Origin of the sequence: Streptomyces sp. NPDC005784 (genome assembly GCF_042871525.1) — a bacterium.
Lineage (GTDB): Bacteria > Actinomycetota > Actinomycetes > Streptomycetales > Streptomycetaceae > Streptomyces.
Genome location: NZ_JBIAIQ010000025.1, coordinates 22,207 through 44,351 on the forward strand (window position 1 = coordinate 22,207; position 22,145 = coordinate 44,351).

At 71.0% G+C, this 22,145-nt stretch carries 19 protein-coding genes and 1 pseudogene; 8 read left to right on the forward strand and 12 right to left on the reverse strand.

Annotated elements, in window-relative coordinates; genetic code table 11:
- Window positions 1–148: 148 nt before the first annotated feature.
- Complete coding sequence (locus tag ACFYR3_RS30895) at window positions 149–844, forward strand: HAD family hydrolase (RefSeq protein ID WP_389285261.1); 696 nt, start codon at window positions 149–151, stop codon at window positions 842–844.
- A 141-nt stretch (window positions 845–985) separates the two neighbouring features.
- Here the strand turns inward: ACFYR3_RS30895 and ACFYR3_RS30900 are convergent, their stop codons facing one another.
- Genes ACFYR3_RS30900 through ACFYR3_RS30915 form a run of 4 tightly spaced genes read right to left on the reverse strand, consistent with a single transcriptional unit; the run spans window position 986 to window position 5,775 of the window.
- Window positions 986–2,119, reverse strand: a complete 1,134-nt coding sequence (locus ACFYR3_RS30900; RefSeq protein ID WP_355839012.1) for an XdhC/CoxI family protein — start codon at window positions 2,117–2,119, stop codon at window positions 986–988.
- Window positions 2,112–4,232: a xanthine dehydrogenase family protein molybdopterin-binding subunit gene (locus ACFYR3_RS30905; RefSeq protein ID WP_389285262.1), complete on the reverse strand. Its 2,121-nt coding sequence runs from the start codon at window positions 4,230–4,232 to the stop codon at window positions 2,112–2,114. Before ACFYR3_RS30905 ends, ACFYR3_RS30900 begins: the two co-directional genes overlap by 8 nt.
- Window positions 4,229–5,221, reverse strand: a complete 993-nt coding sequence (locus ACFYR3_RS30910) for an FAD binding domain-containing protein (RefSeq protein ID WP_389285263.1) — start codon at window positions 5,219–5,221, stop codon at window positions 4,229–4,231. Before ACFYR3_RS30910 ends, ACFYR3_RS30905 begins: the two co-directional genes overlap by 4 nt.
- Window positions 5,218–5,775 carry a 2Fe-2S iron-sulfur cluster-binding protein gene (locus ACFYR3_RS30915; protein ID WP_355839006.1) on the reverse strand — a complete coding sequence of 186 codons (558 nt, stop codon included), beginning with the start codon at window positions 5,773–5,775 and terminating at the stop codon, window positions 5,218–5,220. Before ACFYR3_RS30915 ends, ACFYR3_RS30910 begins: the two co-directional genes overlap by 4 nt.
- Window positions 5,776–6,086: 311 nt before the next feature.
- On the opposite strand from ACFYR3_RS30915, the gene ACFYR3_RS30920 reads away from it, so the two are divergent.
- Window positions 6,087–6,725, forward strand: coding sequence for a TetR/AcrR family transcriptional regulator (locus ACFYR3_RS30920; protein WP_389285264.1), 639 nt, complete (start codon window positions 6,087–6,089; stop codon window positions 6,723–6,725).
- 361 nt (window positions 6,726–7,086) lie between these two features.
- On the opposite strand, the gene ACFYR3_RS30925 is transcribed toward ACFYR3_RS30920, so the two are convergent.
- Both ACFYR3_RS30925 and ACFYR3_RS30930 read right to left on the reverse strand, forming a co-directional pair.
- Window positions 7,087–7,716, reverse strand: coding sequence for a dihydrofolate reductase family protein (locus tag ACFYR3_RS30925; protein WP_389285265.1), 630 nt, complete (start codon window positions 7,714–7,716; stop codon window positions 7,087–7,089).
- Between the two features lie 214 nt (window positions 7,717–7,930).
- Window positions 7,931–8,995 carry an NAD(+)/NADH kinase gene (locus ACFYR3_RS30930; RefSeq protein WP_355839002.1) on the reverse strand — a complete coding sequence of 355 codons (1,065 nt, stop codon included), beginning with the start codon at window positions 8,993–8,995 and terminating at the stop codon, window positions 7,931–7,933.
- A gap of 744 nt (window positions 8,996–9,739) precedes the next feature.
- On the opposite strand from ACFYR3_RS30930, the gene ACFYR3_RS30935 reads away from it, so the two are divergent.
- Window positions 9,740–10,420, forward strand: coding sequence for a class I SAM-dependent methyltransferase (locus ACFYR3_RS30935; protein ID WP_355839000.1), 681 nt, complete (start codon window positions 9,740–9,742; stop codon window positions 10,418–10,420).
- 52 nt (window positions 10,421–10,472) lie between these two features.
- Complete coding sequence (locus ACFYR3_RS30940; RefSeq protein ID WP_389285266.1) at window positions 10,473–12,236, forward strand: SpoIIE family protein phosphatase; 1,764 nt, start codon at window positions 10,473–10,475, stop codon at window positions 12,234–12,236.
- Window positions 12,237–12,370: 134 nt separating this feature from the next.
- Here the strand turns inward: ACFYR3_RS30940 and ACFYR3_RS30945 are convergent, their stop codons facing one another.
- Window positions 12,371–13,036 carry a DUF2218 domain-containing protein gene (locus ACFYR3_RS30945; protein WP_389285267.1) on the reverse strand — a complete coding sequence of 222 codons (666 nt, stop codon included), beginning with the start codon at window positions 13,034–13,036 and terminating at the stop codon, window positions 12,371–12,373.
- 235 nt (window positions 13,037–13,271) lie between these two features.
- Here ACFYR3_RS30945 and ACFYR3_RS30950 point away from each other — a divergent pair, with 235 nt between their 5' ends.
- Together ACFYR3_RS30950 and ACFYR3_RS30955 are read left to right on the forward strand one after the other, a co-directional pair.
- Window positions 13,272–13,955: a TetR/AcrR family transcriptional regulator gene (locus ACFYR3_RS30950; RefSeq protein ID WP_356783004.1), complete on the forward strand. Its 684-nt coding sequence runs from the start codon at window positions 13,272–13,274 to the stop codon at window positions 13,953–13,955.
- Between the two features lie 386 nt (window positions 13,956–14,341).
- Complete coding sequence (locus ACFYR3_RS30955) at window positions 14,342–15,901, forward strand: multicopper oxidase family protein (protein ID WP_356783005.1); 1,560 nt, start codon at window positions 14,342–14,344, stop codon at window positions 15,899–15,901.
- A gap of 149 nt (window positions 15,902–16,050) precedes the next feature.
- Here ACFYR3_RS30955 and ACFYR3_RS30960 read toward each other — a convergent pair whose 3' ends face one another.
- From ACFYR3_RS30960 to ACFYR3_RS30970, 3 genes are all read right to left on the reverse strand, one after another.
- Window positions 16,051–16,800 (reverse strand): SDR family oxidoreductase, encoded by a 750-nt coding sequence (locus ACFYR3_RS30960; protein WP_355838992.1) that lies wholly within the window; start codon window positions 16,798–16,800, stop codon window positions 16,051–16,053.
- A gap of 262 nt (window positions 16,801–17,062) precedes the next feature.
- Window positions 17,063–17,626 (reverse strand): DUF4241 domain-containing protein, encoded by a 564-nt coding sequence (locus ACFYR3_RS30965; RefSeq protein WP_389285314.1) that lies wholly within the window; start codon window positions 17,624–17,626, stop codon window positions 17,063–17,065.
- Entirely contained in the window at window positions 17,523–18,287 is a 765-nt protein-coding gene (locus tag ACFYR3_RS30970) for a hypothetical protein (protein WP_389285268.1), read from the reverse strand. The genes ACFYR3_RS30965 and ACFYR3_RS30970 overlap by 104 nt, the downstream gene beginning before the upstream one ends.
- A 210-nt stretch (window positions 18,288–18,497) precedes the next feature.
- Here ACFYR3_RS30970 and ACFYR3_RS30975 point away from each other — a divergent pair, with 210 nt between their 5' ends.
- Window positions 18,498–19,238 (forward strand): class I SAM-dependent methyltransferase, encoded by a 741-nt coding sequence (locus ACFYR3_RS30975; protein WP_355838988.1) that lies wholly within the window; start codon window positions 18,498–18,500, stop codon window positions 19,236–19,238.
- Window positions 19,239–19,276: 38 nt separating this feature from the next.
- On the opposite strand, the gene ACFYR3_RS30980 is transcribed toward ACFYR3_RS30975, so the two are convergent.
- Window positions 19,277–19,699 carry a secondary thiamine-phosphate synthase enzyme YjbQ gene (locus tag ACFYR3_RS30980; RefSeq protein ID WP_355838986.1) on the reverse strand — a complete coding sequence of 141 codons (423 nt, stop codon included), beginning with the start codon at window positions 19,697–19,699 and terminating at the stop codon, window positions 19,277–19,279.
- A gap of 271 nt (window positions 19,700–19,970) precedes the next feature.
- Between ACFYR3_RS30980 and ACFYR3_RS30985 the strand changes: the two genes are divergently transcribed.
- Complete coding sequence (locus tag ACFYR3_RS30985; RefSeq protein WP_355838984.1) at window positions 19,971–21,038, forward strand: NAD(P)-binding domain-containing protein; 1,068 nt, start codon at window positions 19,971–19,973, stop codon at window positions 21,036–21,038.
- A 273-nt stretch (window positions 21,039–21,311) separates the two neighbouring features.
- On the opposite strand, the pseudogene mltG reads toward ACFYR3_RS30985, so the two are convergent.
- Window positions 21,312–22,142, reverse strand: a pseudogene (gene mltG / locus ACFYR3_RS30990) (endolytic transglycosylase MltG); the annotation flags it as partial.
- Between the last annotated feature and the right edge of the window lie 3 nt (window positions 22,143–22,145).

Consider the following 22,145-nt stretch of genomic DNA (forward strand, 5'->3'; position numbering starts at 1 on the left):
CGGGGTGACATCCCTGCGGCGCTGCCACCCCGTACTCAGCGGCTCAGCGGCTCAGCGGCTCAGCGGCTCAGCGGCTCAGCGGCTCAGCGGCTCAGCGGCTCAGCGGCTCAGCGGCTGCCCAGGATCCCTCGCGGGCATCCTTGACCGCATGCGCACCCTCGGCAGAACTTCGGTCATCTTCGATCTTGACGGAACACTCGTGGACAGCGAACCGAACTACTTCGAAGCGGGGCGCCGGACGCTCGCCGGGCAGGGCGTCACCGACTTCACCTGGGACGAGCATGAGCGATACGTCGGGATCAGCACCCAGGAGACGCTCGCGCTCTGGAGGGAGCGCTACGGTCTGACGGCTCGGCTCGACACCCTGCTCTCGGAGACGAACCGCCGCTACCTGGAACTGGCGCGCGCCTCCACGCACGTGTACCCGGAGATGCGGAAATTCGTGGAACTGCTGGCGGCCGCCGACGTGCCGATGGCCGTTGCCTCCGGTTCCTCGCCCGAGGCGATCGAAGCGATCCTGGCCGGCACGGGCCTCGCCTCCCGGCTCACGACCGTCGTCTCGGCCGACGAGGTGGCGCACGGCAAGCCGGCCCCCGACGTGTTCCTGGAAGCGGCGCGCCGGCTGGGCGCCGCCCCGGCGGACTGCGTGGTCCTGGAGGACGCCGCGCCGGGTGCCGCCGCCGCGCACGCGGCCGGCATGCGCTGCATCGCCGTCCCGTATGTCGCCGCACAGGCCGACGCCCCCGCCTTCGCGCGGGCCGATCTGCTCCTGCGCGGCGGCCAGGCCGAGTTCACGGCACAGGCGGCGTACGACTGGCTGGCGAACGGGGCCGCGCGTTCCTGAGCGGCGCAACAGCCACGACGACCGTACCCGCCGTGACAGCCGTACCCGCCGTACCCGCCGTGCCCGCCGTGCCCGCCGTGACAGCACGCGATACCGCGGGCTCCTTGCGGCCCGCCCGCCGCCGAGCCCGCCGCGACTGATTCATCCGACCTCCGCCGTTGGTGTTCCGGTCCGGTCGCGATGGATCGGCGTCCGTGACCCGGTCAGCGGCGTCCCCGTTCCGCCGCGCCCGGCCGCGACGATCTCAGCCGCGATGGACAACGCCGTCTCCTCGGGTGTACGAGCCCCGAGGTCGAGGCCGATCGGGGAGCGCAGCAGGGACAACTCGTCCTCGGTCAGGCCGACTTCGCGCAGGCGTCGGTCGCGGTCCCGGTGAGTGCGGCGCGAGCCCATGGCGCCGACGAACGCGACCGGCAGCCGCAACGCCACCTCCAGCAAAGGGACATCGAACTTCGCGTCGTGCGTGAGCACGCACACCACGGTGCGGTGGTCGGTCGCCGTACGCCGCAGGTAGCGGTGCGGCCAGTCCACCACGATGTCGTCCGCCTCGGGGAAACGGCCGCGCGTGGCGAAGACAGGTCGGGCGTCGCACACCGTCACGTGGTAGCCGAGGAACTTGCCCGTCCGCACCAGCGCCGCCGCGAAGTCCACCGCCCCGAACACGATCATCCGGGGCGGCGGCACGCTCGACTCGACGAACAGGGTCACCCCGCCGGGGCAACGGGAACCGTCCCCCGCGATCTCGACCGTGCCGGTACGCCCGGCATCGAGCATCGTCCGCGCTTCCCCGGCCGCGCTCCGGTCCAGCTCCGGACCGCCGCCCAGACCGCCGTCGTACGATCCGTCGGCACGCAACAGCAGCGCCCCGCCGAGCAGTTCGGCCGGTCCCCGGGCCACGCGGACGAGGGCTGCGGCCGCCCCCCGGACCACCGCCGCCGGCCACTGCGTGAGCACCGGCGCAGCGGCACGGACCGGCGTGACGAGCACGTCGATGACCCCGCCGCAGGTGAGGCCGACCGCGAACGCGTCCGCGTCGCTGTAGCCGAACCGCTCCAGCACCGTCCGGCCGTCCTGGAGCGCCTGCACGCACAGGTCGTACACCGCGCCCTCCACGCAACCGCCGGAGACCGAACCGACCGCCGTCCCCCCGGTGTCCACCGCGAGCGCGGCGCCGGGCCGACGCGGGGCGCTGCCGCCGACGGCCACCACCGTGGCCACGGCGAACTCCCGGTCCTCCTCGATCCACCGGCTCAACTCGCGGGCGATGTCAAGCATGTCCGCCCGCGCCCGCCGTCAGTACCCGGTCGGGCCGGATCGGCAGGTTCCGGTGGCGTACGCCGGTCGCGTGCCAGACCGCGTTGGCGATGGCGGCGGCGGCTCCCACGACCCCGATCTCGCCGATGCCCTTGATGCCGATCGGGTCGTGCGGATCCGGGTCGTCCAGCCAGTCGGCCTCGATGGCGGGTACGTCGGCGTGGGCGGAGAAGTGGTAGCCGGCGAGGTCGGCGCCGACGTGTCCGCCGGAGGCCTGGTCCCGGATCGCCTCCTCGTGCAGGGCCATGGACAGTCCCCAGGTCATGCCGCCGATGAACTGGCCCCGTGCGGTAAGCGGGTTGACGATCCGGCCCACCGCGAAGATGCCGAGCATCCGCCGCACGCGCACCTCTCCGCTGGTGAGGTCGACGGCCACTTCGGCGAACTGGGCCCCGAAGGTGTGCCGTTCCATGTCCGGTAGCGCGCCGACGGCGGCCGAGGTGTCGGACCGCACGGTGATGCCCTCGGGCGGGACGGCCCCGCCCGGAACCAGCCGGTCCCGCAGTTCGCGCGCCGCGGCGATGATCGCCCAGGACCAGGAGCGGGTGCCCATCGAGCCACCGGCGATGATGGCGGACCCGAACTCGCTGTCCCCGATGCGCATCCGGATGCGGTCCGGTGGCACCTCCAACGCGTCGGCGGCGACCAGGGTCAGCGCGGTCCGCGCACCAGTCCCGATGTCCATCGCGGTGATCCGTACGGTGAAAGTGCCGTCCGCCTCCGCCGTCACGGCCGCCGTCGAGGGAGCCGACAGGGTCGGGAACGCCGCTGCGGCCGTACCGGTGCCGAGCAGCCAGCGGCCCTCGCGGCGAACGCCCGGCCGCGCGTCGCGGTCCGCCCAGCCGAACCGGCGGGCGCCCTCCTCGAAGCAGCCGCGGAGATTGCGGCCGCCGAACGGGAGCCCGGACAGCGGGCCCACGGACGGCTCGTTGCGAAGACGCAGGGCGATCGGGTCGATGCCGCACTTCTCGGCGAGTTCGTCGACCGCCGACTCCAGGGCGAACGACCCCGGCGCCTCCCCCGGGGCGCGCATCCAGGTCGGGGTGGGGACATCGAGCGCGACCACCCGGGTGAGGGTGTGATGGGCGTCCGCGTCGTACAGCGGACGTCCGAAGTCGGCGCTGCGCTCGATGAATTCGTGCACCGTCGAGGTCAGACACTCCGCCTGGTGGTCGAGCACCCGCAGCCGACCGTCGGGGTCGGCACCGAGCCTGACGCGCTGCGCGGTGGGGCTGCGGTAGCCGACGAGCGAGAACATCTGACGGCGGGTCAGTACGACGCGGACCGGGCGGCGCAGGACGGTCGCCGCCATTACCGCGAGCACCACGTGCGGCCGGGTCCCCTTGGATCCGAAGCCGCCGCCGACGTGTTCGGACCGCACCCGCACCGCGTCCGGGTCGAGCGAGAACAGATTCGCGAGCTCGTCCGCCACCCACCTGCTCCCCTGGTTGGAGTCGATCACGTCGAGCCGGCCGCCGTCCCAGCGGGCGGTCGCCGCATGCGGTTCCATCGCGCTGTGGTGCTCTTCGGGTGTGCTGTACCGCGCGTCCACCACGACGGCGGACGCGGCGAGTTCGGCCGCCACGTCGCCCTTGCCCTGCTCGGCGCCCTCCGGTGTGTACATCCCGGGACGGCCGGCGAAGAACGCGACGTCGTGCGGCTCCTCGTCGTACCGGACGACCAGTGCCTCGGCCGCTTCCCTCGCCTGCTCGGATGTCTCGGCGACGACCAGCGCCACTGGTCGGCCGACGAACTGCACCCGTTCGTCCTGGAGGAGCTGAAGGCCCCGGTCGGGCGGACCGAAGGGGGGCGTGTAGGTTCCGTCGAGCCGGGGCGCGTTCCCGTGGTGCAGGACGGCGAGCACACCGGGCATGCCAAGGACGGGCGCGTCCTCGACGGAGCGGATGCGGCCCCGCGCGATCGTGGACAACACCAGCCATCCGTGCGCGAGTTCGGGGTGGGGGACCTCCGCGGCGTAGCGAGCCGTCCCGGTGACCTTGGCGACGCCCTCCACCCGCGTGTGCGCCGAGCCGACCGCCTTCGTCATCGTCGCGCTGTCGGTGGTGGTGCTCATCGCGAGGCCTCCTCTGCGAGTTCGGACAGGACGGCGACGACGAGGTTCCGCATCAGCTGGACCTTGTAGCCGTTGTGCGGCAGCGGTTCGGCGGCCGCCAGTTCGGCGTCCGCGGCGGCGGCGAAGGCCTCGGCACTCACCGGGCCGCCGAGCAGGACCCGCTCCGCCTCCCGGGCCCGCCACGGCCGGGAAGCCACCGCCCCGAAGGCCAGGCGCACTTCGCGTACGACGTCGCCCCGGACGTCGAGCGCGGCGGCGATCGAGCCGATGGCGAACGCGTACGACGCGCGCTCGCGAACCTTCCGATAGCGGGACCGCTCGGCAACGGTGCCGGGCGGAAGGGTGACGCCGGTGATCAGGGCTCCGGGCGGCAGCGCGGTCTCCCGGTGCGGGGTGTCACCGACGGGCGGATACAGGTCGGTGAGCGGCAACTCACCTGTTCCGGAGGCAGTTTCGTAGGAGACGACCGCGTCGAACGCGGTGAGGGCGACGGCCATGTCGGACGGATGGGTCGCCACGCAGTGCGTGGAGGCGCCGAGGATCGCGTGGTTGTGGTGCTCGCCCGCGATGGCCGGACAACCGCTGCCGGGCGCCCTCTTGTTGCATGGCTTCGACAGGTCGGTGAAGTAGCCGCACCGGGTGCGCTGCAGCAGGTTTCCGCCGACCGTCGCCATGTTGCGCAACTGCCCCGAGGCACCGGCCAATACGGCCTGCGCCAACGCCGGGTAACGGCTCCGCACTTCGGGGTGCGCGGCGAGGTCGCCGTTGGTGACGGTGGCTCCGATCCGCAGTCCGGTCGCCGGGGTGAAGTCGATCCTGTCCAGGGGTAGTTCACGAATGTCCACGAGCCGGTCCGGCCGCTCCACCCCGGCCTTCATCAGGTCGACGAGATTGGTGCCGCCGCCGAGGAAGCGCGCGTCCGGGGCACCTGCGAGCAGGGCGACCGCGGAGGAGACGTCGACTGCGCGTTCATAACCGAACTCCCTCATGCGACGCGCTCCTCGGTCTCGCCGAGCGGCGACTCGGCGGCACGCGCGACCGCCTGGGCGATCTGCACGTACGCGCCGCAGCGGCAGAGATTGCCGCTCATGCGTTCCCGGATCTCCTCCGCGCTCAGCGGAGGCGGCTCCGCCTCCGGACGGACGTCGGCCGTCACGGCGCTCGGCCAGCCGGCCGCGTGCTCCGCGAGCATCCCGAGAGCCGAACAGATCTGCCCCGGAGTGCAGTAGCCGCACTGATAGCCGTCGAGTTCGAGGAAGGCCCGCTGCACCGGATGAAGCCGTTCGCCGTCCGCCACGCCTTCGATGGTGGTGATCGCCCGCCCCTCGGCGGCCACCGCGAGTTGCAGACAGGACAGCGCCCGGCGCCCGTCGATCAGGACCGTGCAGGCGCCGCATTGCCCCTGATCACAGCCCTTCTTAGTGCCGGTGAGATCGAGGCGCTCGCGCAGGGCGTCGAGCAGGGTGGTGCGGTGGTCGACGGGCAACGTGTACTTCTCGCCGTTGATGTTCAAAGTGATGGCACTGGACGTCGATGGGGCCATGGCCGGCCTTCTTTCGCGTGTGTGGTGCGCGTCGAAGCGTCGAAGTCGTGATGGGTGGACCGAACTCGTACGGGAACGTCGAGGTCGTACGTGAAATCGGGAGGTCCGCGGCCGAGAACCGCGCCGGGTACGCAAGAATGCCGGTCGGCGACAGGTTCCGGCCATCCGCACGGAGCTGGTCAGCCACTAAAGTGGGCTCTAAGCGGACAGCTGTCCACTACCAGTGAACCTAGCGGACAGCTGTCCGGTTAGCAAGGGCGGTCCGGCCGTGGCCCGGGAGGAATCCGGCCGTCGCTCCGGAAGGAGTACGCGTGCAGCCCAACAAGGACGCACCGGTGGGCGCGGGCGAGCCCGCACGTCCGGACGGACCTCTGCGCTCGGACGCGCAGCGCAATCGTGAGCGCATCCTGGCCGTGGCCCTGGCGGAGCTGACCCGCTCGGCGGACACGCCGCTGAGCGCGATCGCGAAGAAGGCGGGGGTCGGACAGGCGACTTTCTACCGCAACTTCCCCCATCGAGAGGCCCTCGTTCTGGAGGTCTACCGCTACGAGGTGCAGCAGGTCGCCGACACGGCGCCGCATCTGCTCGCCACCCGCGCACCGGACCGGGCGCTGCGGGAGTGGATGGACCGTCTCGCGCGCTACGCCATGGCCAAGGCGGGCCTGGCCGAAGCGCTGCGGACGGCCACCAGCGCACCCCGGGGCACGCTGACGAAACTCGGGCACGGGCCCATGAGTTCGGCTGTCGCGCTCCTGCTGAAGGCCAACGAGGACGCGGGCACCATCCGGCCGGGGGTGAGCCCCGACGACTTCATGCTCGCCATCGCGGGACTCTGGCAGCTCGACCCGCACGGGGACTGGCGGTCGCGCGCCCGGCGCCTGCTGGACCTGGTGATGGACGGCCTGCGCGTGGGCGCACCCGGACCGGGCACGCCCGCACAGGAGGACTGAGCCCGTGCTCGCCGGACAGGCCCCACGCATCGGCTCACCGCCTGCGGGGGCAGGCCACGGACCGGTCGCCGCCCGAGGGCAGGCCGCGGATCAATCACCGCCCGCGGGGCAGGCCGCGACCGGTCAGCGTCCGCGGGACGGTGCGACGGAGCGGTCACCGCCCCCAGGGCAAGCCGCGGACCAGTCACCATCCGCGGGACGGTACGACGGAGCGGTCACCGCCCCCAGGGCAAGCCGCGGACCAGTCACCATCCGCAGGGCGGTACGACGGAGCGGTCACCGCCCCCGGGACAGGCCGCGGATCCGTCACCGCCCGCGGGGCGGTGGGCGACGGAGCGGCCGGAGCGTACCTGGAGGGTGGTCAGCGACGGACCAGCCGGGCGTGCGTCGCGGCCGGCGATCCGACCAGCTCGGCGACCTTGTAGCCGTCGAGCCCGTCCCCGAGGTTGTCGAACAGGCGCTCACCCCGGCCCAGGAGCTGCGGGACGACGGCCAGGTGCAGTTCGTCGATCAGTCCTGCGCGCAGGTACTGCTGGACGGTGGCCGGTCCACCGCCGAGCCGGACGTCCTTGCCCGCCGCCGCCTCGAAGGCACGGTCGAGAACCGTCTCGATGGGTTCGTCGGTGAAGTGGAAGGTCGTTCCGCCCTCCATGGCCACCGAGGGCCGCAGGTGGTGCGTGTGCACGAACACGTCGTTGTGGTACGGAGGGTTGGGGCCCCACCAGCCCGTCCACGACTCGTCCTCCCACGGTCCGCGCTGCGGTCCGAACATATTGCGGCCCATGATGGTGGCGCCGATGTTCTCCTCGCTGCGCTCCACGTACTCGACGTCGATTCCCCCCTTGCCGTCGGCCAGGTCGCGCATCGCCGCGAACATCCATCCATGCATCCCCTCGAAGCCCTCACCGAGCGGGTGTTCGAGACGCTGGCGGGGACCGGCGGCGTATCCGTCCACCGAAACGGTGATGTTGTGTACGCGCAGCTTGGGCATGACCGTGCTCCTTGGGTTCGTGGCTTCCCGCTCTCACCCGTGCGTCGAACGGGACGTACGTGGATCGACAGCTTCTCCCGAAGAATCACGACATCCCGCGCGACGCGGCCCGACATCCACGTCGGCCGCACAACGCCCGGTGCCAGCCTCCCGACGCCCGGCATCGGCCGTCCGGGGTGGGCGGTGGGACCCGCGCCGGGCGCGGGCCACGCCGTCAGCGAGCCGCCGAAGGAGGCGGCAGGCGCAGTTCGGCGAGGTCCGGCGGGATGGGGGTGTCGGGGCGGAAGAACGGGGCGAGCTCGCCGTCGGCGGCCGTGGCCGGTGCGTCGGTGAGGCGGAAGCGGTCGCGCAGCCGGCCGTAGAAGTCGGTGGGGTGCAGCCGGATGAGGCACACCCGCTGCGGAGCCCGGAAGACCCCGATCCAGTCGCCGGGGTCGAGCACTCCGCGCAGCTGGCCGTCGATGCTCACGGCGGCCTGGCCCGAGTGGGGCAGCACCCGCAGGGCGACGGGCTCGTCCGGCGCGGCGACCACACTGCGGTTGAAGGTCATGTGCGGCGCGATCGGCGTGAAGACCACCGCGTCCATGTGCGGGGAGAGCACGGGACCGCCCGCGGCGAAACTGTAGGCCGTCGATCCGGTGGGGGTGGCGACGGCGAAGGCGTCCGCCGAGTAGGAGGCCAGCCTCCGTCCGGCGATGTAGACGCCGACACTCACCTGGCGGTCCCTGGCCAGCTTCTCCAGGACGACGTCGTTCAGGGCTGTGACGTCCAGGGCCACTCCCCAGCCGTCGCCCTCCGTCGTCTCGGCTCTGACCTGCGGCGGCGGAAGGGCGGGGCCCCGTCCGTAGTGGAGCAGTGCCTCCATTCCCCCGGGGATCTCCAGGGCGCGGGAGGCCCGCATGGTCAGCGTCATGCGCTCCTCGACGGTGACCTTCCCGTCGTGGACCGCCTGCAACGCCCGTGTGACGTCGGCCGCCGGCACCTCGGTGAGGAACCCGACCTTGCCGAGGTCGACGCCCAGCACGTTCGCGCCGCTCTTGACGGCGATCCGGGCACCGCGCAGAAAGGTGCCGTCGCCGCCGAGCGTGACGACGAGGTCCGGGTTGCCGGCCGCTGCCGCTTCCGCGCGCCCGCCACGACGCTGCTGATCCTTGGCCCAGACGTCGATCTCGGTGCACCGAATGTCTCGCGCGTGGCACCAGGTGTGCACGGCGCGGGCGACATCGCGGGCCGCCGTCCGCCCTTGGTGGACGACCAGGCCGACGCGGTGTACGGACACAGCAACCTCCACGTCCACGTGAGACATGAGCACGTACGGCAGGCCCGGAGTCTGTGGCGGGCGGGCCATGGCGGGCCTCTTCCGGGATCGGTCGGGACTGGACACGATCCTTCCACGAATGCGACATTCCGGTACCGGGAGAGGGCCGCCCGGACGCGTCGGACCGTCGGGGCCGAGGGGGAAATCCGCCGAGCGGGGCGACGGCCGTCGACTTCACGGCTACCGGTTCCCAGTGCGTGCTACGTCGCGTTACCGACGAGCACATCGACGTATCTCCTGCGCGTACGCAGTCGTGTCCCCAGTGAGTGCGTCGCCCTGTTCCCGGCGAGTGCGTCGAGTCCGGCTCCGAGGCCGAGGGCCGGGGTGGCGTCACCGTCGCGACTCCGACTCCGCCCATGCGAAGCCGACTTCGCCGTGCACCCGGTCACGGGGGCGAGTTGTCGCCGCTCCCCGGTCCGGCCACAGTGTCCGCCGGACGGATTCCAGCCGTGTCGGTGCCGTCCGGACACGCCAACGTCCTTGTCGTTCAAGCGAGTTCGGGTGCGATGGACAGCCGGGCACCCGGCGCGGGAGCCGTCCCGCCCGCCGAGCGATTTCGGACACTTGGGCATCTCGCCGAACACTGAACGACTATCGTCTCGAATTGACGTCTCCTGAGCGACCGACAAGGCTCGGAGATCCCGTCATGGCCGCTTTCATCCGAATTGTGAAATAATCCGATAGCCCCCATGAAAGGTTTCTTTCGTGATCAACAGCAATCACGGGACTGATTACGAGAGCATCCGGCTCGACCGCAGAGGCCAGGCCGAAGCCTTCGACGCCATCGGCGACCGCTACGACGAGGCCTTTCCGCACAAGGAGGGCCAGGTCACCGCAGGCGAGTGGCTGATCGAATCACTCGGCGGGGGATCGCGGGTCCTTGATCTCGGGTGCGGCACGGGCGTGCCGACCTCACGCCAGATGACGGACGCCGGGTTCGAGGTCGTGGGGGTCGACCTCTCCGGCGGCATGGTGAAGCTCGCGAGCACGTACGTCCCCGACGCGACGTTCCATCAACTGGACCTCGCCGACCTCCGGCCGGGCGGCCCGCGCGACCTCGGCCGTTTCGACGCCGTCGCCGCCTTCTTCTCGCTGCTGATGCTGCCGCGCGAGGAGATTCCCCTCGCCCTGCTGACAGTGCGTCATCTTCTCGTTCCCGGTGGCCTGTTCGTTCTGTCGATGGTCGAGGCCGATGTGGACGACTTCTCGATCCCGTTCCTCGGGAACACGATCAGGGTCTCCGGCTATCTGCGGGAGGACCTGCACAAGGTCATCGAGGAGGCGGGCTTCGAGATCGTCAAGGAGACCTCGTACACGTACGCCCCCGCGGTGGCCGATGTCCCGCCCGAGGAACAGGTGTTCCTCTGCTGCAGACGGTGTGACTGAGGAGGCGGAGTCCGAGCCGCGGACCGCGCACCCACTGGACGGGACAGAACGCGTGACCGAGCACCACACCCCCCACGAGGGCGCCGCCCCGCCACAGGGCCTCCCCTCACCTGCCGCAGTGACGGACGGCCGCGTGCCGCAGACCGACCGCCTTCGGTATCTCGATGTGGCGACGCGGCGGATCGCCCGCGGGATGGATCTGGACGAGACACTCCGGGAACTGCGGCAGGCGGCCGTGCCGGCGTTCGCGGACGCGATATTCATCCACCTCGACGATCCGCTGCCGGTGGGCACGGAGCAGTCGGCGGCACCCGTCGTGCTCCAACTGCACAGTGCCGACCGGGCGTTGCCGGAGCTGCCGCACGCCGACGGGTCCCCGCCACCGCCCGCGCTCCCCGAAGTCGCCGAGCGGGTGGAACCAGCCGGCAGCGGACGGCTCGCGCAACTGCTGCGGGACGGGCGCCCCGCGTTCGGTGACGCGCCGGGCAACGCCCCCGCCGTCGCCGAACTGCTCGCGGCGGGGGCGGACCCCCCGGGGACGCTGCCGCCGGGCCACCGCCTGATCATCGCCCCGCTGCACGGCAGCCATCACGTCATGGGCACGGTCGTCCTGCTCCGCAGCACGGACCGCGCCGTCTTCACCAGCGACGACCTGCTCGTCGCCTCGCAGCTCGCCACGCACACCGCGCTCGGGGTCCAGAAGGCGGTCATGTACGGCCACGAGGCCGCCGTGGCTGACACCCTCCAGCACACCATGCTCCCGTCGTCACTGCCCGAACCCACCGGAGTCCGGCTGGCCAGCCGCTACCTGCCCGCTTCGAAGACCGCCCAGGTCGGCGGCGACTGGTACGACGCGATCCCGCTTCCCGGCAACCGCGTCGCCCTGATCGTCGGCGACGTCATGGGGCACTCCATGACCTCCGCCGCGATCATGGGCCAGCTGCGCACCATCGTGCAGACCCTCGCCGGTCTCGATCTGCCGCCCAACGAGGTCCTGCACCATCTCGACGAGCAGGCCCAGCGCCTGGGCAGCGACCACATCGCGACCTGCCTCTACGCGATCTACGACCCGATCTCGCACCGCCTGCTGATGGCGAACGCCGGTCACCCGCCCGCGGTGCTGCTCTACGAGGACGGCCGCGCCGAGGTCCTCGCGGTCCCGCCCGGTGCTCCGATCGGCGTCGGCGGCGTCGTCTTCGAGTCGGTGGAGATGGCCGCGCCCACCGGGGCGACCCTGGTGCTGTACACCGACGGGCTCGTCGAGTCCCGCGACACCGACATCGGAAGCGGCGTCGAGGCCCTTCGGGTCCGTCTCCAGAGCACCGCCCAGGGGCTCGCCTCGCTGGAAGTGCTCTGCGACCACGTACTGGGCACCCTGAGCCCGGGAACCCGGGACGACGACATCGCCCTGCTCACCGCCCGGTTCGAGGGATTCCCGCCGGACAGCGTCGGGTACTGGTACCTGGCCCCGCACCCCATGACCGCGGGGCAGGCGCGCCGGCTGACCCGCAGGGCCCTGCGCCGCTGGGGTCTCGAGTCCCTGATCGACCCGACGGAACTCATGGTCAGCGAGGTCGTGACGAACGCCGTGCGGTTCGCCTCGCGGCCCCTCTCGCTGCGGCTGCTGCGCACCGATGTGCTCCGCTGCGAGGTGACCGACGACTCGCCCCAGGTGCCCAGGATGCGGCACGCCGACCTCGGGGACGAGAGCGGCCGCGGCCTCTTCCTGGTCAATCAACTCTCCCTGCGCTGGGGTGCGACGAGACTGAGCAGCGGCAAGGTCGTCTGGTTCGAGCAGAAGATCCCGGCGAAGTAGCGGCCACTCCGCCCGGTGTGGCCGCGCACACTCCGACCACGGCAGGACGGACGTCCGGGGTCACGGGCCACGCGGGGTCACGGGTCACGCGGAGGCACACGGAGCCACACGGTGACGGGATACGGGGCACGCGGTCAGGCAACGCCGCGGTTCTTGTCGTAGCGCCGAGGCCTGCGACGGATGGCGAACCCGCCCACCAGCGCGGCCTTCACCAGAACGACCGCGAGGAGACCACCGACGGCCCATCCGGTCCACCGCCAGTTCGACAGGAGAACACCGCCCAGCCCCAGGTGTACGGCCAGGACGAGTACGACGACGCCCATGAGGCCCATCGCCCTGAAGCGACCGCGGCGCGGCACGGCCTCCCCTGCCGGACCCTGGGCGGCGTCGGCGGCGACTGCGGCGGCCACCGCGGGAGGCGGCGCGGGTGTCTCCGGGGATTGCCAGTGCACCCGAAGTCCGTCGCGTCGGCCGAACCTCTCGATGTGTCCGGCGACCAGATCCTGAAGCCGCCTCAGATCGTCGTCCGCGGCTGCCTCGACATGCAGAGACAGCACTCCCGGCGTGACCCGCAGACTGATTCGACCCCAGGCGAGGGCGACTTGCCCTTCGATGTCGGACCACTCGACCTCCGCCTGCTCCGCGACGGCCCGCATGTCACGCAGCGCCTGCTCATCACCGCCCGCGTGGCCGTGGAGCCGGCGACCGAGGTGGCGGCCCTTGTTGGAGAAGTGCCGGCAGAGCTGGACGAGGTAGCGGCTCGGCCGGTCCGTCACGACGCGGGCTTCAGCGGTTGGCATGGCGTTCCTTTGTGCGGCCTGGTGACGTACGGGTCCTCCGGCCCGCGCAGGACGGGACCGGGGGAAGGGAGCAGAACAAGGGAGCGGAAGAAGGGAAGGCAGGGCGGGCCGGCCGCTGTCGCGATCTCCCGTCCGTCCTGATCGTCCGGGTTCCCGGATGCCTTCAGTTTTATCGAGACACACTGTCTCTGTCAATGCAAAGTGTCACGACAGCGCCGGACCGTACACTGAGGCCGTGCCCAAGCTCTGGAACGAGACGATCGACGCACACCGCGCCGCCGTACGGAATGCCGTCCTGGAAACCACCGCGACACTGGTCGCCGAGAACGGACTGACGTCGGTGACGATGTCGCGGATCGCCAAGGACTCCGGGATCGGCCGCGCCACGCTGTACAAGTACTTCCCGGACGTCGACTCGATCCTCCTCGCCTGGCACGAGCGGCAGATCGGCCACCACCTCGACCACTTGGCCGAGGTCCGGGACCGGACCGAAGGGGCCGGCGAGCGTCTCGAAGCAGTACTGCGAGCCTTCGCCCTGATCTCCCGCGCGTCACGCAGGCACCACGACGGCGACCTCGCGGCGTTCCTGCATCGCGACAGCCAGGTCGCCCAGGCGCAGCAGAGGCTCCACGGCCTGGTCGAGGAGCTCCTGGCCGAGGGCGCGCAGGCCGGAGTCGTCCGCGGCGACATCGCGCCCGGTGAACTCGCGAGCTACTGCCTGCACGCCCTGACCGCCGCCGGCGACCTGCCGTCCGAGGCCGCGGTGCACCGCCTCGTCGCGGTCACCCTGACCGGCGTGCGTCCCAGCGCAACCGACACGGCGGAAGCTCCCCATCACACCGACGGCGGCACCACGCATCCGCCGCATCACCACAGCCACGACGGGCACCACCGCTCCACCCATGGTCCGCCCGGCTGATTCTTGATCGACGGTTCCGGGGCACGCATACCCACGCAGGGTATGCTGGCGGTCCTAGCTCGCAGGAAGTGCGGACGCCCCTGATGACGGTACGAAAGTTGCCCTGGGCCCAGTTCGATGGCGCCGCCCGCTGGGTTCGCGGTCCGATCGTCATGCTGTGCCCCGTGGTCGCCGTACTGCTCCCCCACGAGCTCCCCGACACGACCGTCCGTGCGATGTCGGCGGCTCCACCTCACTTCATGTCGGAATCCGCCTGCCGATCCGCCATTCCTCTCTCGACCGCGCACATAGGCCACGCCCCCACGGCTTCCCGCGTCCCCTGACGCCACCCAGCCGTGCGTGGACCGACCCGAGACACCTGTCGCGCATCGAGAAGAGGACTTTTCATGAACAGCATCAACCGTCGCTCCGTCCTCGCCGGACTGGGAGCGGCAGGTACCGGCCTACTCGCCGGCTGCGGCAACGAGGCCCCCAACAACCCCTCACTCCTCAGCCCTTCCGGTTCCCAGGTCGCCCGCGCGGAGATGAAGAGGAGCGGTACGGGCAGGGTGCAGAGCCTGAACGTGACCGCCACTGCCGCCACTCTCGACCTGGGCGGCGGCATCCTGGTCAAGTCCTGGGCCTTCAGCGGCCAGATTCCGGGCAAGGAGGTCCGCATCCCCGCCGGCGACACCCTCGCCGCCGAGTTTTCCAACCAGTTGCCCGGCGCCACCACGACGTCCGTCCACTGGCACGGCATCTCACTGCCCGGCAATATGGACGGCGTACCGCCGGTCACCCAGACCCCGGTGCGGCCCGGATCCAGTTTCACGTACCGCTTCATCGCCAACACACCCGGCACGTACTTCTTCCACCCGCACGTGGGTGTCCAGGTCGACCGCGGTCTGTACGCGCCGCTGATCGTCGAGGACCCCAAGGAGCCGCTGTCGTACGACGACGAGTGGGTCGTCGTCCTCGACGACTGGCTCGACGGCGTGATCGGGACGCCCGACGATGTCTTCGCCGAGCTCAGCCATCAATCGCCCCGCATGGACATGGAAAGCGCCGGCTCGAAGGGCCCGACGTCCTCACCGCCCCCGTCCGCGTCCTCCGGCGACGGCACGTCGACGAGGTTCAGGCTCAGCGGCGCCTCCAGCCCCCTGCTCGGCAGCGACGCCGGGGACGTGAACTACCCGTACCACCTGGTCAACGGGCGAGTGCCGACCGACCCGGCCGTCTACACCGGCAAGTCCGGCAAGCGTGTGCGCCTAAGGATCATCAACGCGGGCGCCGCCACCGCCTACCGGGTGGCGCTCGGGGGCCACAAGATGACCATCACCCACACCGACGGTTTCCCCGTCGAGCACCAGGAGGTCGACGCTCTGCTGATCGCCATGGGCGAGCGGTACGACGTTCTGGTCACCCTTGGCGACGGCGTCTTCCCGCTCATCGCGGTCGCCGAGGGCAAGGACGTCGCCGGGATGGCTCTGGTGCGCACCGGATCGGGAAGCACGCCGGAGCCGACCGTGCGGCCGGCCGAACTGGACGGCCGGATCGTGACCGCCGCACAGCTGCGCGCGAGCGACGGCGTACGGCTGGAGGAGAAGGATCCCGACATGGTTCTCCGCGTCAACCTGACCGGCAGCATGGCCGCGTACGACTGGGGCATCAACGGCAAGCAGTTCGACATGGCCGACCCGACCGCGAACCCGCTGCTCGTCCAGGAGGGTCAGCGGGTCCAAATCGACTTCTTCAACTCCACGAGGATGTGGCACCCGATGCACTTGCACGGCCACACCTACCAGCTCACCAACGGCGGCCCGCGCAAGGACACCACCATCGTGCTGCCCAGGTCGAAGGTGTCCGTCATCTTCGACGCCGACAACCCCGGACAGTGGATGCTGCACTGCCACAACGGCTATCACAGCGAGGCCGGGATGATGGCGCTCTTGGCCTACGGAGCCTGAGCCTCGGGAGCCTGAGCGTTCGGTTCCCGGCCGGGGCGGGGCCGACGGCGCTCGCTCTCCCGCCGTACGGGCCACCGGGCGTACCCCAGTGGCCCGTACGACAGCGGTGCCCATGCCGCTTCCGTTCCGCCGCCCGCCCTACCGCCCCCCTACCGCCCGCTCTTCCTCTCGCGCAGCCAGCTCTCGAACTCGACGGCGACGATCCGCTCGTCGTGCACGTCGGCCGCTTCGTCGGAGGCCAGCCAGACGATGGGCGGGCCCATCACGGCGGGCTCCAGGAACGTCCGGCCCTCCCCCGGCACGGCGTCCGGGGGCAGCATCCCCGTGACGGTCGCGCCTCCGGGAAGCAGCAGGTTGACCGTGACACCGCTGTCCCGCAGGTCGGCGGCCATGATCCGGGACAGGGACTCGCTGCCGGCGCGCGAGGGCCCGTAGGGGACGAACCCGGCACGGCGCATCGTCGTTTCGCTCACCGAGATGTTGACGATGCGACCGCTGCCGGGGGCGGCCAGCATCCGCGGTACGACCTCGCGCGCGACCAGGAAGTAGCCGGTCAGGTTGGTCTCCACGACCGCACGGAAGCCCTCGACCGGTACCTCCCAGAAGCCCCGCGGGCGGGTCATGAAGTGCGGGTCGACGGTGCGCATGCCGATCCCGGCGTTGTTCACCAGCATGTCGATGCCGCCGAGCCGCGCCTCCGCCCGGTCGACCGCCCTCGCCACCGAGGACTCGTCCCGCACGTCCAACTCGATGCCGATCGCCCCCGGCAGCCCGGCGGCGACCGAACTGGCCCGACGACCGGATCGCCCGGTCAGCGCAACGGTCGCCCCCGCCTCGGCCAGAGCGGACGCCATGGCCAGTCCCAGCCCACTCGTCCCGCCGGTCACCAGCACCTTCATGAGGCTCCTCCCTCTCCGGGATCGACCGGCCCACGACACCGAGCCGGTCTCCTCAGCAACGTCGCCGCACCGATCACAGTGACGCTAGGGCGTGGAGCCAACTCGAAGTCAAGCGACCGGCCGTGCCAGGGCCGCGGCTCTGCACGGGCAGTCGGCACACCCGGCCCACCGAGAACACCCGGTCCACCGGGGTCAACCCGGGTCCACCGGGGTCCACCGGGGTTCACCGGGGTTCACCGGGGTTCACCGGGCATCCTGGCGGTCACACGGGTCGGAGATCCATCAGCCACGACGTGATCACCGTGACCGCGACCAGTTCGCCGGTGGCGGAGCGGCCCAGCCAGACCGGCCAGGTCCCGTCGCCCTCGGTGTAGAAGGAGACCAGATCACCACCGGTCTCCTCGTCGGTGGCGCGTAGGCAGCCGTCCGTGACGAACTCGGCGGCGCTCTCGTCGCCCTCCTCGTAGTAGCGTCGGATCTTCCCTGACAGCACCTTCCAGCCCGAGGCGTCGGCGAAACCGCCGCTGGCGCCGTCGGTGCCGAAGCCGTAGGCGTGGCCGTCCAGAAGGAGTCGGGGATCGTCTCCCTCGCTGAGTCCCATCTCCCACGTGACCACCGGTTCGGCGCCGATCAGCAGACGCACCAGGGGTTCCTCCGTGACCGGGAACCGTTCGCCGCAGTAGTCGCCCTCACCGACGAGCACGGCCGCCTGCAGGGGATACTCACCGGGTGGGATGCGTTCGGTGAGTTCCCTGGGGGCGTCCTGATCCCTGGGGTCCGCGACGACGAGCCGGCCGCGTGGCGATGTGCCGAATCTCCGCGACAGTCATCTCGCCCCAGCACTCCGAGGTGAACCGGCGGCCCGGCCGAAGGAGTTCGTTCAGGGCGAGTCCCGGTCGGCCCGGCCTGGGCGGCCTCCACAGGGACTGCGGTTCCGGCTCTTCCCCGAAGGTGCTCCGGGCTGTGTACGCGCCCGGCTCGCGCTCCGAAGAGCCACCCGGAATCCGGGCCGCACGAACCCCGAACTCCGACCGCGGACGCCATCGCTCCGACTCCGGCACGTCGGCCCGTGTGTGGAACGAACCGCCGCTGTCACCGCGCTCGTCGAGCACCTTCGTCCCCCTGCCGTCGGGAAACAGGTCCACCGTGAGGCGCCAGCCGTCGCGCGCCCGGTCCGGCTCGTCCGGCGAGGAGTACCGCCTCTCCACGTGCCGGCGCAGAAACAGGCGGTCCGTTTCGAGGAGCCGCAGATCCGCCTCTTCGGTCACCCGCCCCAGCTCGTCGTAGGTCCATTGCCCGACGTAATGATCACCCCAGGACACGAGGTGCACCTTCAAGGACACGGTTCGCCCAGGTGCCCGGTGGATCACCACGTACGGCTGCCCGTCGCTGTCCTTCCGCCGTGCCTCATCCAGCGACAGCGGCCCGTACTCGCGATGCGCCTCGGCATTCCACGCCTGTGCGTACGAGACCTCGACCACGGTCATTTGTCTGCCTCTCCCGTCCGGGCCCGCCTCCGCGGAACCGGACACAGGCTGATTCCCTGATCAACTCGGCAGCACCATAAAGACCACCTCCGACAGGAGGCCTCGTCGGTGCTGGGGGCAGGCACATGTGCCTGCCCCCAGCGGCGTGTGCTCGGAGCTGGAGCGTAAATGCGTCGACAGGGCCCGCCACGCCCGCCAAAGTGGCCTCCCATGACGAGCAGCGAGCTGTGGAGCCGTGCGACCGCCGACCGCTACGACGCCGAGGAGAGCGAGAACTCCTCGGCCGCCGCGCTCGGACCGGCTCTCGCCTTCCTCGCCGAACTCGCCGGAGAAGGCAGGGCACTTGAGTTCGCCATCGGAACCGGACGCGTGGGCGTCCCGCTACGGGAACGCGGCGTGCCGGTCACGGGCATCGAACTGTCGGAGCACATGGCGGCGGTCCTGCGGCACAAGCTCGACGAGGACACGCTCCCGGTCGTCATCGGGGACATGGCCACGACCGTCGTCCCCGGCGAGTTCACCCTGGTCTATCTCGTCTACAACACGATCACGAACCTGCTCACGCAGGACGAACAGGTCGAGTGCTTCCGCAATGCCGCGCGCCATCTGACGCCTGGCGGCCGGTTCGTCATCGAGCTGGGTGTTCCGCCGCTGCGGTTCTTGCCTCCCGGGCAGGTCGCGGTGCCGTTCGACGTCTCCGAACGGCACCTCGGCTTCGACACGTTCGACCTCGTCGAGCAGATCCTCGTCTCGCACCACCTCACCCGCGACGGCGACGACGGCCGCTATCGCCGTGACGCCTCCCGGCACCGGTACGCGTGGCCGGCGGAACTCGACCTGATGGCACGGATCGCGGGGCTCGAACTGGAACGGCGCGTCGCGGACTGGGACGGGGCGCCCTTCACCGCGGACTCCGCGAAGCACATCTCCGTATGGCGCAAGCCGACCTGAGGCCGGAAACCGGCCCCGCAGTCCTGGCCACGCCCGGGCTACCCGAGAAACGACAAGCGGACCTGGCGGTTGGGATTGTCCCGGTTCGTGTCCACGAGGCACACCGACTGCCATGTCCCCAGTTCCAGGCTTCCGTCGACCACCGGCAGGGTCGCGTGCGGCGGGACGATGGCGGGGAGGACGTGGTCGCGGCCGTGGCCGGGGCTGCCGTGACGGTGTTGATAGCGGTCGTCCGCGGGGAGCAGGGAGTGCAGCGCGGCGAGGAGGTCGTCGTCGCTGCCGGCGCCCGTCTCGATGATGGCGATCCCGGCGGTGGCGTGCGGGACGAAGACGTTCAGGAGACCGTCGCGGCCCGGCGCGACCTCGCGGAGGAAGGCCTCGCAGTCGCGGGTGAGGTCGACGACCGTCTCCGACGTACCGGAGGAGATGTTCAGGACCTGCGTGGTGAAGGCATCGGACATGCCTCAATCCTCTCCCATACGCCGGATTCCGCACGCGATCGAGACCGCCGCGGGGCGTGCGGTACCCGTGCGCCCCGCAGGTGTTGCGGGCGAAACGGGCTCTCGCGCACGGCGCCGTCGGGGACCGGAACCTGGCCTGCGGCGACCGTGTCGCCGGCCGGTCTCCGGCGGCGCTGACACGGGCCGTCTGGTGGCTCACAGTGCGGCGTCCGACGGGAAGATCCCGGAAGCCGGTCCGGTTGGTAGAAGCGTGAACGACACCGGGGTAGGCATGCGTGAGGTCGATGTGGTCGTCATCGGCGCCGGTCAGGCAGGTCTGGCCGCCGCCTATCACCTGCGGCGCACCGGCTTCGAGCCCGAGCGGGACTTCGTCGTGCTCGACCACGCTCCGCACCCCGGCGGAGCCTGGCAGTTCCGCTGGCCGTCGCTGACGTACGGCAAGGTGCACGGGATGCACTCCCTGCCCGGGATGGACCTCACGGACGCCGACCCCGCCCGCCCGTCCTCCGAGGTCGTCTCGGAGTACTTCGACGCCTACGAGCGCGCCTTCGACCTGCGGGTACGGAGGCCGGTCGATGTCCGGGCCGTACGGGAGGGGCTCGCTGGGCGGCTGCTCGTGGAGACCGGCGCCGGTACGTGGGCGACCCGGGCGCTGATCAACGCGACGGGCACCTGGGACCGCCCGTTCTGGCCCCGCTATCCGGGCCAGGAGACCTTCCGCGGGCGGCAGTTGCACACGGCGCAGTATCCGGGCCCCGAGGCGTTCGCCGGGCAGCGCGTGGTCGTCGTGGGCGGCGGCGCCTCCGGCACCCAGCATCTGATGGAGATCGCCGCCCACGCGGCCGAGACCACCTGGGTCACCCGCCGCCCCCCGGTCTTCCGCGAGGGCCCCTTCACCGAGGAGTTCGGCCGGGCCGCCGTCGCGCTCGTCGAGGAGCGGGTCCGGCAGGGACTTCCGCCCCGGAGCGTGGTCTCGGTCACCGGGCTGCCGCTGAACGACGCGATCCGGCAGGCGCTGGCCGACGGCGTGCTGGACCGGCGGCCGATGTTCGACCGGATCACCCCGGACGGCGTGGAGTGGGCGGACGGCGGGCGCGTGGACGCGGACGTGATCCTTTGGGCGACCGGCTTCCGGGCCGCCATCGACCATCTGGCGCCGCTGCGGCTGCGCGAGCGCGGCGGCGGCATCCGCGTCGACGGAACGCGTGCGGTCGCCGATCCGCGGATCCACCTGGTCGGCTACGGGCCTTCGGCGAGCACCATCGGCGCCAACCGGGCCGGACGGGCCGCCGTACGGGACATCAGGCGACTGCTGGCGGACGCGTCGGTCGCCGTGTGATGCCCCGTACGCGACTCAGTTCGTGGATGTGACCGCAGGCGTGACCGCAGGTGTGACTTCGGATGTGACCGCAGGCGTGACTTCGGGTGTGACCGCGGGTGTGACCGTCGGAGGAGCCACGGGAGGAACCGTGGGAGAGGCCTCGGTGGGGACCGCGGGAGGAACCGTGGCAGAGACCGCTGGAGGAACCGTGGCAGAGACCGCTGGAGGAACCGTGGGAGAGGCCGCCGGAGCGACCGTGGCGGAGGCCGAAGGAGAAGCCGCGCGCGAATCCTTGGGGGACGCCGTCTTGTGGTTCCGGTTGAACTCGGCGACGTTGCGCTGGTGCTCCTCGTAACTGGCCGTGAAGCGCGTGTCGCCCGGCTTGACCGTGACGAAGTACAGCCAGTCGCCCGGGGGCGGATTGATCGCGACACGCATCGCCTCCTCGCCGGGGTTGGCGATCGGCGTGGGCGGCAGGCCCATGCGCCGATAGGAGTTGTACGGGCTGTTGAGCCTTGTGTCGGCCTCGCTGGTGCTCAGGGTGGAGCGGTTCAGCGCGTAGTTGATGGTGGAATCCATCTGCAACGGCATCCCGCGCTCCAGGCGGTTGTAGATGACCCGGGCCACCTTGCCCATGTCCGCCTTGGTCGCCGCCTCCGCCTGCACGATGCTCGCGATCGTGACCGCCTGATAGACGTTCATCGCGTTGCGCTGCGCTCCCGCGGCGATCGGCGCTCCGTTGAACTTCTTGTTCGCGGTGTCGACCATGAACGTCAGCAACGACTCCGGAGTCGACTTCTCGCCGATCGGATACGTCGCGGGGAAGAGATAGCCCTCGGGGTTGCCCCGGGCGTCGTTCGGAAGCTTGATGTTGGCTTTGGCGAGGGACTTCTTGGTGGTCCCGGCGGGCACCCGGAGCGCCTTGTCGACAGCCGCGTAGACCTGTCCGGAGCGCCAGCCCTCAGGAATGACGAGCGAGGTCGGGCGCGCGTCGTCGTTTCCCATGCTCAGCAGCGGCACCGCCACGGCGGTGGCCGCCACGACGGCTCCGGTCGCGATGAGGGCGGCCCGGCCCCGGCGCGTCAGTCGAATCGTGCTCCGTGGCGGAGTGTTCATCTGCATAAC

Bases quoted from the DNA above. Each gene is read 5' to 3' on its own strand.
- ACFYR3_RS30910 (WP_389285263.1), bottom strand. From the start codon at position 5,221: ATGAGGGAGTTCGGTTATGAACGCGCAGTCGACGTCTCCTCCGCGGTC.
- ACFYR3_RS30915 (WP_355839006.1), bottom strand. From the start codon at position 5,775: ATGGCCCCATCGACGTCCAGTGCCATCACTTTGAACATCAACGGCGAG.
- ACFYR3_RS30960 (WP_355838992.1), bottom strand. From the start codon at position 16,800: ATGAAGGTGCTGGTGACCGGCGGGACGAGTGGGCTGGGACTGGCCATG.
- ACFYR3_RS30945 (WP_389285267.1), bottom strand. From the start codon at position 13,036: ATGCCAACCGCTGAAGCCCGCGTCGTGACGGACCGGCCGAGCCGCTAC.
- ACFYR3_RS30970 (WP_389285268.1), bottom strand. From the start codon at position 18,287: ATGACCGTGGTCGAGGTCTCGTACGCACAGGCGTGGAATGCCGAGGCG.
- ACFYR3_RS30905 (WP_389285262.1), bottom strand. From the start codon at position 4,232: ATGAGCACCACCACCGACAGCGCGACGATGACGAAGGCGGTCGGCTCG.
- ACFYR3_RS30980 (WP_355838986.1), bottom strand. From the start codon at position 19,699: ATGTCCGATGCCTTCACCACGCAGGTCCTGAACATCTCCTCCGGTACG.
- ACFYR3_RS30975 (WP_355838988.1), top strand. From the start codon at position 18,498: ATGACGAGCAGCGAGCTGTGGAGCCGTGCGACCGCCGACCGCTACGAC.
- ACFYR3_RS30900 (WP_355839012.1), bottom strand. From the start codon at position 2,119: ATGCTTGACATCGCCCGCGAGTTGAGCCGGTGGATCGAGGAGGACCGG.
- ACFYR3_RS30985 (WP_355838984.1), top strand. From the start codon at position 19,971: ATGCGTGAGGTCGATGTGGTCGTCATCGGCGCCGGTCAGGCAGGTCTG.
- ACFYR3_RS30925 (WP_389285265.1), bottom strand. From the start codon at position 7,716: ATGCCCAAGCTGCGCGTACACAACATCACCGTTTCGGTGGACGGATAC.
- ACFYR3_RS30895 (WP_389285261.1), top strand. From the start codon at position 149: ATGCGCACCCTCGGCAGAACTTCGGTCATCTTCGATCTTGACGGAACA.
- ACFYR3_RS30955 (WP_356783005.1), top strand. From the start codon at position 14,342: ATGAACAGCATCAACCGTCGCTCCGTCCTCGCCGGACTGGGAGCGGCA.